13 protein-coding genes are annotated in these 12,011 nt (G+C 67.6%); 8 read left to right on the forward strand and 5 right to left on the reverse strand.

The genetic code is table 11. The features are described from left to right. Positions 1–103 precede the first annotated feature (103 nt). From BMY97_RS41530 to BMY97_RS41545, 4 genes are all read left to right on the forward strand, one after another. Positions 104–766 carry a Scr1 family TA system antitoxin-like transcriptional regulator gene (locus BMY97_RS41530; RefSeq protein ID WP_091628596.1) on the forward strand — a complete coding sequence of 221 codons (663 nt, stop codon included), beginning with the start codon at positions 104–106 and terminating at the stop codon, positions 764–766. A 539-nt stretch (positions 767–1,305) separates the two neighbouring features. After that, a complete protein-coding gene (locus BMY97_RS47540) occupies positions 1,306–2,154 on the forward strand; it encodes an SAM-dependent methyltransferase (RefSeq protein ID WP_177231794.1) in 849 nt (282 codons plus the stop codon). Positions 2,155–2,394: 240 nt separating this feature from the next. Further along, entirely contained in the window at positions 2,395–3,138 is a 744-nt protein-coding gene (locus BMY97_RS41540) for a sigma-70 family RNA polymerase sigma factor (protein WP_091628599.1), read from the forward strand. After that, positions 3,135–4,094, forward strand: a complete 960-nt coding sequence (locus tag BMY97_RS41545) for an endonuclease/exonuclease/phosphatase family protein (protein ID WP_091628600.1) — start codon at positions 3,135–3,137, stop codon at positions 4,092–4,094. Before BMY97_RS41540 ends, BMY97_RS41545 begins: the two co-directional genes overlap by 4 nt. A 374-nt stretch (positions 4,095–4,468) precedes the next feature. On the opposite strand, the gene BMY97_RS41550 is transcribed toward BMY97_RS41545, so the two are convergent. Together BMY97_RS41550 and fxlM are read right to left on the reverse strand one after the other, a co-directional pair. After that, on the reverse strand, positions 4,469–4,903 hold the full coding sequence (locus BMY97_RS41550; protein WP_091628602.1) for a hypothetical protein: 435 nt from the start codon (positions 4,901–4,903) through the stop codon (positions 4,469–4,471). 63 nt (positions 4,904–4,966) lie between these two features. Then, positions 4,967–6,211 (reverse strand): methyltransferase, FxLD system, encoded by a 1,245-nt coding sequence (gene fxlM, locus BMY97_RS41555; protein ID WP_245787767.1) that lies wholly within the window; start codon positions 6,209–6,211, stop codon positions 4,967–4,969. 131 nt (positions 6,212–6,342) lie between these two features. On the opposite strand from fxlM, the gene BMY97_RS41560 reads away from it, so the two are divergent. Next, positions 6,343–7,176, forward strand: coding sequence for a hypothetical protein (locus BMY97_RS41560; protein ID WP_091628605.1), 834 nt, complete (start codon positions 6,343–6,345; stop codon positions 7,174–7,176). A 1,124-nt stretch (positions 7,177–8,300) separates the two neighbouring features. Here BMY97_RS41560 and BMY97_RS41570 read toward each other — a convergent pair. Then, entirely contained in the window at positions 8,301–8,573 is a 273-nt protein-coding gene (locus tag BMY97_RS41570) for a hypothetical protein (protein WP_143086455.1), read from the reverse strand. 142 nt (positions 8,574–8,715) lie between these two features. Between BMY97_RS41570 and BMY97_RS41575 the strand changes: the two genes are divergently transcribed. The 3 genes from BMY97_RS41575 (at position 8,716) to BMY97_RS41585 (ending at position 11,289) form a co-directional block, all read left to right on the forward strand. Further along, positions 8,716–9,723 (forward strand): endonuclease/exonuclease/phosphatase family protein, encoded by a 1,008-nt coding sequence (locus BMY97_RS41575; protein WP_091628612.1) that lies wholly within the window; start codon positions 8,716–8,718, stop codon positions 9,721–9,723. Positions 9,724–9,820: 97 nt separating this feature from the next. Beyond that, positions 9,821–10,672, forward strand: a complete 852-nt coding sequence (locus tag BMY97_RS47545; RefSeq protein ID WP_177231795.1) for a DUF6283 family protein — start codon at positions 9,821–9,823, stop codon at positions 10,670–10,672. After that, a complete protein-coding gene (locus tag BMY97_RS41585) occupies positions 10,669–11,289 on the forward strand; it encodes a hypothetical protein (RefSeq protein WP_091628614.1) in 621 nt (206 codons plus the stop codon). Before BMY97_RS47545 ends, BMY97_RS41585 begins: the two co-directional genes overlap by 4 nt. Before the next feature lie 9 nt (positions 11,290–11,298). Here the strand turns inward: BMY97_RS41585 and BMY97_RS41590 are convergent, their stop codons facing one another. Both BMY97_RS41590 and BMY97_RS47550 read right to left on the reverse strand, forming a co-directional pair. After that, positions 11,299–11,721: a hypothetical protein gene (locus BMY97_RS41590; protein WP_091628616.1), complete on the reverse strand. Its 423-nt coding sequence runs from the start codon at positions 11,719–11,721 to the stop codon at positions 11,299–11,301. Positions 11,722–11,801: 80 nt separating this feature from the next. Next, positions 11,802–12,011, reverse strand: a 210-nt coding sequence (locus tag BMY97_RS47550) for a hypothetical protein (RefSeq protein WP_091628618.1), incomplete at its 5' end; no start/stop codon positions are given.

The raw sequence follows: 12,011 nt of genomic DNA on the forward strand, positions 1-12,011 counted from the left end.
ACCAGTGCGCCATTCCCGTTGGCGTGGCATTCCGCGAGGCTGAAACACCGTCACCGACTTCAGGCCATTCGTGTCACTGCCTGCCCGAGAGGAGCGCGCACCCTTGCTGGTCACTGCGCAACCCGATGCCGGGATCCGTCTCCCTGAAGAGGCCCTGGAGCAGTACCGGGCCGAGAAGGCGGCGGCGACCATTCGCTGCTACAGCGGATCCAACACCCCGGAGTTGCTCTCCACCGAGGATTTCGCCCGGCTCGTGCGTGAAACCCGCCCTCGACACGATCAGCTGATTGCTCTCGTTGGCAACCTGTTGCCGCACAGGCAAGACAACTTGTGGCGTCGCCCTCCTCCCTGGGCGTTTTTCGTTGTCAGCGAAGAAGCTGTGAAGCGCCTGGCAGCTTGCCCGCGAGAGCGGCACGAGGCCACCGCGCAGCTGCAGTACCTGTTCGAGGTGGCGTCGCGGACCCACATCAGCCTGCGGATCTACGACTTCGCCGCTCCGGTTCTGCCGCCGTCGATGCCGTTCACCGTCACCACCGACGTCGACTGCGAGCGGACTGCGTTTGTCGGCGACGTTCTGGCGCCTGCTGGGCTCCGAGTGGGCCGAGACGGCGACGTTCTCGAGAGCTGCCTCGACTTCTTCGCCGAACTGACCGACTACAGCCTCAGCGAGGACGACAGCCGAGCGATGCTCGGCCGCGCACTCTTGCACCGTCGCAACATCGCCGGTACGCGCAGCCTGTCCGACGCACCACGTCCGGCATGCTGACCGCAAGCACACGTTGCCGACGACCGGGCCAGGCACCACCTCCCGCGGCGATGGACGCACTGCAGGTGGCCGGATGCGTCACCGACACACCTCGGACGCCCGCGTCGTTGAACGCCCACGGCATCGATGATGTTGCACAGGAATACAGAGTCCTTGATCAGCGCCCGGACATCGACACCGCCGTGACCCGGCACGAGCGGATCCTGGCCGTCGTGCGGAGCGCGCTAGCCATGGAGCAGGACTGGAAACCCTGTCAGCGCAGGGGTGATTCGGGCACTCGCAGCAACTGCGCCCTCGAATTTCCCGCCACTAACCATCACGACGCGGCATGGTCCCGCCTGCCGCCGTGGCACAGCCCCGCCGGAGAGCCAACGCCGGCTGCGGGTGACCCGCCTCGCCCGGGCAGCGGCTCCAGCACAGCGGTCCGCATTCATCCGAGGGCGGCCGAGAACGCCGGTCCCGGCCCGACGTGCACGGGTCCATCCTCCGGGCCGGGACCGGCCCGCGAACACCACCGGCATCACCACCAGGACACCACGATGACATCCCAACCCAGCGTCGGGAACGAGCGGCCGGTCATCGACGTCGAGATTCCGCGCCGAGACGCGCTGGCCGATCTGTGGCTCGGCGGCAGCTGCAACACCGCCGTCGATCGCGAGTTCGCCGAGGTAGCGGAGCTGGCGTTCCCACTGCTTCCGGCGCTGGTGCTCGCCGCCGCGAACTTCCACCGCGGCGCCGCTGTCGCGATGCTCGATGAAGGCATTCGGCAGTTCGTGCAGCTCGGCACCGGCGGGCTGCCCATCGCCAGCACCGTCCCGGCCCTCGCGGCCGCCGAAGGTGTGATCACGCAGTGCGTGATCGTCGAACTCGATCCGCTCACCGCGGCCGTGCGCACCACGGAGAATTCACGCGGCGTCCCCGAGCCCGACCCCGCCGTCCAGATCTTGAGCCCAGCAGCACCCCACGACTTCCTCCAGGACCCGGTCGCGGCCGCGGGCCTCGATGCGCAAGTGCCGATCGGCATCCTGGCAACCTCGATCCTGCGTGAGGACACCTTGTCGCTGCGCGACATCGCTCGCTGCCTCGCCGCGACGCCGGCCAGCAGTGTTCTCGCCCTGGCCCAGCTGGTCACGCCAGATGACCCGTACACCCGTGATCGCATGACTGTCGCGCGTGGACTGTTCCGCTACGCCGGCGTCCCGATCGCAGTGTCGACCGGCGCCGACGTTCACGTCACGCTGCCGGCTTTGCGCTCCCTGCAACCGGCCGACCGCTCACACACCTCGACCGCTGACGCTCTTGTGACGGGCCTGATCAGCAACGACCCAGACGACACCCCGAATCCAGGCTCCGAGCCCACCAGCCAAGAACACGCAGTTTGCGAGTGACCCGATGACCGACTTGCGACCACCGACGCCTGCGGCCGCGCTTCGCCCGAGCGCTAGCGGAGGCATCACGGCACGACTACCTTCGCTGCGCCACAGAAGACGACGTCACACTGGGGCGCACTCGAATGTCCACTGTGGAATCAGAAGTGGGACAGTTCCGTCGTCGAGACCGTCCCTGGGCTACTTTCGCCGACACACGCTGGGCAACCAGCGTCTGCGCCCCCGGCACGTGCGTACGTGATGATCAAGCCCAGCCCAGCACCTCAGTCTGTTCGACTCCCGGCGGCTCACGGCGGCGAAGCGTCGTCGAACATCGGGACACTGGACAGGGCCTGTACGCAGCAGTCGAGCCATCCGCCCGCGGGGAGGTCCGGCACCACAGCCGCGAACGTCGATCTGTCACGGCTTGACGATCTCGTGAGCCGTGCCCAGCAGGAACTTCGCTCTCATGCCGGCACTACCCGATGCCCGGCCGTTGAGGAACTGTTCGCGACGTTGCAGCCGGTCATCGTCACGTTCTGCCGAAGCAGGCTGGGCAGGGGATTGCTCAGTATGGCAACCGCGGACGACGTGGCGCAGGAGATCGCGACCGCAGTCCTCAAGGCGCTGCCGGGCTACACGAACCAGCAGAATTCGTTCATGCCGTTTGTGTATGGCATCGCCCGGCACAAGATCGCCGATGCCTTCCGCGCAGCCGGCCGCGATCGCACCCAGGCGGTAGCCGCTGTGCCCGAACTGGTCGACGCAGCGGCGACACCGGAAGAGCACTTCCTGCGCCGCGGCAAGGAAATCGCCCTCGCCACTTTGCTGACCGCATTGCCGCAACGACAGCGTGACGTGATCATCCTGCGCTTCCACCACGGACTCTCAGCACGGAAAACCGGAGCGCTCCTCGACTGCAGCGACGCCACCGTTCGCGTGACGCAGCACCGGGCGATCCGAACCCTTCGCGAAGCCGTGTTCCACGGACACGACAAGGAGTGAACACCATCATCACACTCGTCACGGCCAACCTTCTCAAGTACGGCGGCAGCCCGGGCTCTCAAGAGCTGGCGCGTTTCGCCGAAGTTGAGCGAATGCTGCGCACGATCGACGCCGACGTGCTCGCCGTGCAGGAGATCATGGCCGGCGCACCGCCCTTCGCCCCCGGCGCGCCAGGGGAGCGCGCGGCAGCGGAGCAGTCGCTGCACCAGATCGCCGACGCGATCGACCGGCGGTGCGCCGTCGCGGACGAGCCGGTGCTAGCTCTCGGCGGGGACCGGCACCACACAGCGTTGCTGTGGCGCAAGGACATCGACGTCGTCCCCGGCACCGTGGCCCGATACGGACGCAGCCCCGACGGCATGTGGCACTCGATGGTCACCGCCGTGTTCGACCTCGGCGGACCGGTTCTGCGCGTGGGATCCGCCCACCTGTCCCACTACGACCCAGGCCTCAGCTGGGGTTGGCACGACGCGGGCCAGGTGATGCGCGCGATGAACCGCCGCGACCGCATCCCCGGGTTGGTCGGCGGCGACTGGAACGCCCTCGGCGCATCCGAGGAATACGACCCCAACCCCTACACCGACGACGTGCCATGGCACCCGGACCACGCTTTTCACTTCGACCACGAGGACAAACCCGACCGGCACGCCGCCGTGAGGCTTGAGCTGCACGGCCGATTCCGTGACTGCGCCCGCATCCTCGGCGTCGACTGGGCACCGACGACCGGGCGGCACCCGACCGACAATCAACCGCCGCGGCGGCTCGACCGCTGGTATGCCAACCGCGACTTCCCGGACACCGCGGTCAGCGGATTCCACGTCCTCGCAGCCGAAACGGTCGGGGAGTGCACCGACCACGATCCTGTCGTCCTGCAGGTCGACCCGGCGGCACTCGCGCCCGCCACACGGACGCGACTCGGATACCCGATTCTCGACAACATCAGGACAGAAAACTGACAGAAGCCGATCTCCGTGTCGATAGCCCTAGCTCAGCCACGCCCCCGCACGCGGTCTGATTGCACTCCAATCGGCGACCACCACCGGCAGTGGCCTCTGATCGACGGCGGAGTCGGGGAGACGCGGCCCCCGGGTGCGCCGTCGCCGGCACCCACGATCGGTTGACCGCACTCTCGTAGCGGGGAACGTGTCTGCTCGCCTTGGCCAGTCGCGTCAAGGCGACTTGGGAAGCGAGGACGCGGAAACGGAGGAGGTGCATTCGCAAGCCTCAGGACGCCCCGTTGCGCCCGACTTGGCTCCCACGCTCGCCGATGGCTGCACATTTTCTGCCCCACCTGGCACCGCCTGCCGGACGTTGGGGATCCGACCTCTGGTTACTCGATCTTCATCCACTTTGCCAGCAGCTCAGCCGAGGCCTTGGGCCCGAACTCCAGCGAGAAGGTGCGCACCGCGCTGAGCAGTCCGAACAGGACGCCTCTTTTCTTTGGGTCAGTCTCCTGTTCGACCGCCGCGGCCAGTCTCCCGACGAGGATCTCGACCGCGAAGCCCTGATCGTTTGGCTCACCGGTGCTGACTTGCCATCCCTTCGGAAGCACCTCGACGACGCCCGCGATCCCCGGTCCGCGGCGGTCGACGACGATGAACCCACCTTCGGCGAGCCGGTGGAGCCGGTGCTCAAGCTCGGACTCTTCGAGACCAGTCTGCTCAGCCAGGTCTCCGAGCCAGAGCCGCCCGGCCCCCGGCTGCGCGAAATGCTCAACCAGTACGGCCAGCGTCTGCCCTTCGCGGTCCGTCCACTGCTTCACCATAAGTAAGGACAGTACGGACGAGCCGACCACCACGATCGGACGAACCCTGCCGTAGAACGTGCGTTACGCCTCCACCCACCTGACAGCAACAGGATTGTGCGTCCGATCGAGGAAGAACTGGCCTTCCGCAGGATCCGAGGATCCTGCGCGGTCGGCGGGAATCTCGATCGTGACGGTGCTCTGTCGGAAGTGCTTTTCCCACAACGAGATGCGTTCATTGATTTGGTCGACGAGTGTGCTTGCGCCAGGTCCGTGGCCGATGATGCCGACCTCCGCCAGTTCCCGGCGATCGCGGGCACCCTCGGCTGCGCGCCACGTCAGGTAGGCGAGCGCATCGTCGGCTGCCACGGCCATCGCGCCCCAGTTGAACATCGGGGCGACCTGGCCAGACTCGACGGCTGTGGCCGCGGTAGCCATGCGACACAGGCCGCCGGGTTCGGTGCAGGCAAGCCACAGGTAGAGCCACTCGACCGACTCCATCGGGCCGAACGTCACGCCCGTCCACGCCGCCGTCCGCGGCTGATCGAATATCTCGGCGAGCCAAGCCGTGTTCCCATCGTGCTCCTGGTGGAGCTGGAGCGTCACCGTCTCGTCCGCGGTCAAGGAGATCGTTCGACGCGGATCGTCGGCGGCGCCGTCGCGCAGTGGAACGAACCCGCAAAGCTGGTGATCCGCGCTGCGCCAGCCGCCGGCCTCGTCACGCTCGAAGGCGATCGAGCGGGTAATGCTTCCGCGGATCCGCAGCGGCACGACCAGCCGTCCGCCCGGGGCGAGCTGGGACAGCCAGCTCTGCGGGATGTCGTAGGCGCCGACCGTGGCCACGATTCGGTCGAACTGAGCGCCGCCTTGGGACCCGAGCGCCCCGTCGCCGAGCACGACCTCGACGTTGCCGACTCTGGCGGCCGCGAGCCGCCGCCGCGCGTCGTCGACGATGTCGGCATCGACGTCGATCGTGGTGACGTGCCCACCCGGCCCGACCAGATGCCCGAGCAGGGCCGCGTTGTAGCCGGTGCCCGCGCCAATCTCGAGAACACGGTGACCCGGGCGGACATCCAGCTGCTGCAGTTGCAACGCCACGATCGACGGCGCGGACAGGCAGCTCAGGACCTCACCGCCGGGGCCGCGCTTGGTCACCACGATGGCTGCGGCGTACGCCTCGGCCAGCGATGCGCCAGGTACGAACGCATGGCGCTCGACGGCCAGGAGAGCCTGTTCGACATCACGGCTCAGCGGGTAACCCGCGTCCTTGATCCCGGCGACCATGGCTCGCCGCAGCGCGACGGGAGAGATGTCGAGGTCTGTGCTCACCCGGCCAACCCTGGCAGACCGGTACGACAGAAACGGCACCCGCGAGTCCCGCGCGCCCGCCGGTATCGCTCGTTCGTGGAAACGTCGACGCTGCGATGCTGTGCCGCATGAGTGCAGGTGGATGGCGACCGGTGAAGGAAACCATCGGCTTCATGCCGGGGTTGCTGGAATTCCTCGCGACCAGCGTCGACGAGGCGACCGAGATGGAAGCGCTGCTGAAGGCTGCCGAGCCCGGAAGCCTTCCCGCTGCTCAGTTGCAAGAGATCGTCCGCCTCTACGGTCCGCACACCACGGAGCTGGACCGGAACCAGAGGAAGCGGGTGCGCTGGGAACGCGACCACCCGCACGCCCCTGGCATCGAGGACTACGCACGGCTGGTCGACGAACAACGACAGCGACATGAACACATCGCCGACCTCGTCACCAGCCGCCACGGCGTCGAGATCGCTGCGGCCGCTCCCGTTCCAGGGGCAGTGGCAGCCGACACAGCCGACGACGCGAAGCAGGTCCGGCTGGCCGAGCTGGCGTTCGACCTGATCGCCAGCTACGCCGATGCGCGACCTGACCAGGTTTGCGAGGCTGTCGCGCAGATTCACGCTGCTCGAGCAACCGATGAGGTGCTGGTCGAAGTCATCAGGTTCACCGCGTTCGTCGCGGCCCACGCCCGCACCACCGAGGCCGCCCTCGCCCCGCGCGCCGAGGCGCGGGCGAAAGTACTGTCCCTGCTTGCTGCGACGGTGCCTCCGCACGAGGAGATCGCCGCGGCCGCGGCGATCGACGGCCTGCGCGAGGGCGACGTCCAGTTGGCGCTCGAGACCTTGGTTGCCGGGCCGGGCGGCGCGACGCTCGCCGCACACACCTTCGCCGCGCACACCGCGGTGCTCGCCGCGGAGGTCTGCGTCCCCGGCGGCTTCACCACGAGCGGCCTCACGGTCGCCGGCGACGAAGTATTCGCGCGGGTCTGACGCGACACTCGCCTGGCATCGGCCGAACTCAGTCCCGCTTCAGCCTGATGTATAACGACCTATACCGCATGGCGCTCTTGGGGGCCGTGGGGTCGTGGGGTGCATCCAGATCGTCTGCGGTCGTGAAAAAAGCGCGGGGGTCGGGGGCATGGTCGGCATGAGATGTCACCGTGCTGGGCTCGCCGCGACCGGGTGCGAAAGCCGCGCATGACACTCACGGAACTGTTACCGTCTGTCACGATTTTGCTTGATCGATGATCAAAGTCAGGTAATGTCGTTCGTGAGCGGGCTTGAAGGGGGACGCGCATCGTGACAATCAGTAATCAAGGTGACCTATGTCGTCGCAAAGCCTGCTACGACACACCCCTTCACCTGGGCTTGTGCGGCCCGCACTGGGTCCGCTGGCAGGACGGCGCCGACGAGCTCAATCTTCCCGATGACGACATGCCGGCGCCGCCGAGGACCGTGTTCACCGCTCCGATCCGGCAGGGGAGCCTGTCCCAGCGTCTGCCGCCGGGCCGCCCGCCGACGACAGGGTGAACCCCGAACTTCGCGCGCCCAGGACGTAGCCTGCCGCGCCACGGCCCGGTCTTACTCGCCGAGCTCGCGATCGATTCCGTTAAGGAGCCGTCGGCGCCGGTGTCAGAGCGCATAGCCGCTGAGTGACCCGTCGTTCCGGGCGAACAGGGACTCCAGTGCTTCGACATTCTCACCGCGGACGGGACAGCCGGCGGGAACGTCGCTGGTGTCGATGAACAACGGCTTGAGTCCGGGCAATCGGTCGGCCAGGAGTGTCACCAGGGTGGGGATGCTGGCCGTCCGCCCCTGCATCAAGTCCTTGCGGTGCTAGGGAAACGGCATCGACATGGACGTCTTGCCGACCCCGCGGCCTCACCAAGTCGAATCTCCACCGCACACCTTCCCTGGCCAGCTGTGCCGCCATCACCATACCGCTGGCAGGTAGTCCCGCCGAGCCTCGAGCTGGAGACCGCGTGCCCGACCATCGGCAGGACGCTGTCGCAATCGCGGCGTCGGATACAGGGCAAGCCAGAGAGCGCGTGCGGGTCGATCGCAGGGATTGCCGTGGACCGCCACGGCTGCGGCGGTCCACGGCAGTCTCTTCCCTATTCCCAGCGAATGTCGACGGCGCAGCGCTCGGCGGCGGCGTTGAGTTCGGTGCGCGTGATGCGGGAGCCGGTGCCCCGCACGTGGGTCTCGAAGTCGACGTTGTGACCGCTGGTCGCGGTCTTGGCGAGGAACCAGCCGGTGTTAGCGAGATCGATGATCAGGTCAGTCGGCACTGTGCCGATCAGCTTGATGGTGATCTCGACCGGCGGGTGTTCGGTTGCTGCCATCGTGTCCTCATTTCCTTCCGGGCCGCGATCGTCCGCGGCCATCGCAAGGGAAAGTAGGAGGACGACCTCCGAAGTTCTCTGACCTGCGGATTTACCCCTTCTTTACGAGTGTCGCGCTGCTGATCTGCGGCGTGGCCTTGCAACGACACGGGGCTTCCCACGACCGGCTGGCAAGATCGGTGAAATGACGTCGAGTTCCGCACGCCCGGCCAGGGGCATCCGCTTCGCCAGCTACAACATGATGAATCTCCTCGAGGATGATGGCGAGGTTGCCACCGGCCGGTTTGAGCAGCAGTGCAAGCTGATCCGGGCGATGCGAGTGGACGTGCTCGCGGTGCAGGAACTGATCGCCGAGGGCAATACCCGGGAGGACACGGCGCGGCTCGCGGGCCACCGGCTGAGCCTGCTCGCCGAAGGCACCGGTCTGCGCTACGAGCACGCACCGGGCGCGCCGGCGGTCGCGATCGGCAACCAGGGCTTCCACAGCGCGCTGCTGTGGGCAGACGGGATCCGCCCAGCCGGGAACTGGTATTCGATCGCGGGGAGCAGCTTCTGGCACGCGATGGCGATGCTGGACCTCGACGTCGGTGCGTCCGAGCCGGTCACGCACGCCAGCGTGCACCTGAGGCCCTTTGGGCGCGAGCACCGGGCCGACGAGGGCGAGCGGGTGCTGGTGGCGATGACCCGCGGCACGCGGCGTCTCGGGTTCGTGGCCGGGGACTTCAACTCCGTCTCGGCCGCCCGCGTCCGCCGTCGCACCCCTGACGGCGCCGGTGAGCGGTGGCCGCTGTACGACCCGGACTATCCCGCCGGGGAGGACAACTGGCATCCCAGCCTCGCCAGCTACTGCCACGTCAGCTCGGATGAGACCAGGACTCTCTCCTGGACGACCGACCGCCGGCCCACCGGGCACCTGGAGCACACCGGCCTGCGTGACGCCGCGGCCCTGATCGACGCACCCTGGATGCCCACTGTCGGGCATTGGAGCGGCGGTGACCACCCTGACGCCCGTCTCGATCAGATCTGGGCCACGTCCGCGGCCGCGGACGCCGTGACCGGCTACGAGGTCATCGACCGTCCGCTGTCCGCCGCGGACGAACCCGGAGAAGTCACGGCGGACCCATGGACTCTTAGCGACCACCTGGGGATCGTCGCCACCTACGACACGACGGCCCTGTCCCGGCAACTATGACCAGGCTCCAGCCCGAGCGGCTGCCGCCCGGTCTGCGCTCTGGGCCAGCGCCACCGCGGGCGTGTGCGACGGCGGGACCTGGAACACTGAGCCGGGCATGCTGACGACCTTTTCCGGAGCCGACGTGACCATCGAAGCTGACGCTGACCGGTGTGACGCAGCACCGTCCGCCGGACGGCGCCCGATGCCGCACCGGGAATTTCCCTGCGGCCCGTGCCCGATCCGCGCCGACAACTGCGACAACCCCAAGGCGAAGTTCCCCGCCGAGCGGTGGACGGCGCTGAGAAGCACGGTGCGCGACCCGGAGACCGGCAAGCAGCCGTTTCCCGGCGACCCGATGTTCGGCTGCCACAAGGGAGAACCGGGCACCAACGACGACCTGTCCTGCGCGGGGTGGCTTGTGCAGTTCGGCTCAGACCACATCGGCGTGCGGCTCGCCGTCGCCACAGGCCGACTCCCCGAGAGCGCCCTGGAAGCTGGCGACAACTGGCCCCCGCTGCACGAGACCTGGGAAGACGTCGTCCGTCACCAGACCGCACCCGCAGCGGGCCCCAGTAGCGTCATGCTCGGCCCTGACGGTGAGGACACCCGTTGGGAGCCGGTCGCCCAGGCCGTGTGGGACTGGCACGACAAGGCCCGCCCCTGGTCAGCTGCCACGGCCGCGGCGCGACGGGACTATCGCGCCGGATCCTTGCGCGCCCTCGCGGTCATCGACGCAGGAGACGTGACCAGGACCGACTTGGCCGCCGTGGTCGTGCAGGCCGCGTTCTCGCTGCCATCGGCCACCTGGCGGAAGATGCGGCCACGGCAGCGACAGCACCTACTCGCCGTTGGTCGAGTGGTCATTGAAGCAGCAACATCGGCACTGCCTGCCCACGTCCGGCTCCCAATGGCGGCCGACGTTCAATCGTTGAAGCACGAGCCAGGCGCCAAGGGCGTGTCTCGATGATCCGGTTGCGCCATCGGCTCGCGGCCAAAGAGATCCTTATGCATGTTTGCGCCTTTGCCGCGCTGGGTATTGCGATCGACCTGGTGGTGACCGAGCCGGATGTCGTTTCGGTGATCTGTCTGGCTTTGACACTCGGCTTGGTCGCGTGGCTGCTGGTGCGGTATCGCCGCGATTTCAGATTCGGTGCAGGCAAAGAGCTCAAAGCTCTCTACGCCGAGCTGGAGCGGATCAACGAACAGCATCCCGACGGCGCCGAGCTTGTCCTCGACCGCGAGGGCGGACGGGATGTGATCATCAACCACGTTGGCGAGATCGGTGGGTTTGTCCGCGCCTTACCCGTCGACGAAGCCGACCTCGATGTGCTTCTGGCTGAGAGATTCTGGCTATTTCCGCATCGAGGCCGGGTTATCCGGCATGTCTCGGCCATTCGCGTTGGCAGGACCGAGGACGGATCGCCTGTTCCGGTCGATGCATTCGACACGCCGCCGATCGGCGGTGCGCGGGGGCTGTCCCTGCTGCGCGATCGCACCGGCGTTGACCTGGCCACAGCCGTGGAACTACGAGACCTCCTCGGAGCGCTGCAGCGCGCCCGCGTCACTGAGGATCCGCTCGGTTGATCCGGACGATCAATCGCCGCGTCGCTCGGCGGGAGCCGGCTGGCCCTTCCGCAGGAGCACCAGGGTCAGGACCAGCGGTCCGGCCCCGCTGACCGTGCCGGCCAAGACCATTGCGGTCACATCCAAGTGCCCCAGGCGAAGGTGCGTCGCGAGCGTGGCTGAGACCGCCAGGAGGAGGGTATAACCGAGGTATTCCCGCCGGGCGACGCGGCGCACCCACACGTTGGATGAACGGGCTCGCTCCCGGATTTCCTTGACGACGGCGATGTTCAAGAGGATGGGGAACAGATACATCACCGCCGCGGGAAGGCCGGTGTAGACGTAGCCGGGACCGATGATGGCGGTAGCGCCGATCGCCGACCCCAGAACCACCACGCTCACGAGGACGAGCACGGGCTGGGACATGGTGGTCGTCGAGGGACTCGCCTGCACTGCCCGAGCGTAGCGATCCGCGCACCCGTTCCACCGGTTACGTCCTGAACGACGATCGCCGGAATTCGCCTCCCGGTGCGTCAGGTCGCGTTTGCGCATGCTTCTGGAACACGCCAGCCGGACCAGAGCTGATGTTCCGGGGCGTCGAAGACTTCTCGGATGCGGGTGAGGGCGTCGTTGTCGGTGGGTTGGGCGGGGATGCGTCCAGCCCGGGTGATGACAGGTCCGGCGAGCAGGGCGAACAGTTCGGCTTCGCGTTCCTCGCGTTTGTCGAAGACGGTGCGGCCCAT

The organism is Amycolatopsis saalfeldensis (genome assembly GCF_900110575.1).
GTDB lineage: Bacteria > Actinomycetota > Actinomycetes > Mycobacteriales > Pseudonocardiaceae > Amycolatopsis > Amycolatopsis saalfeldensis.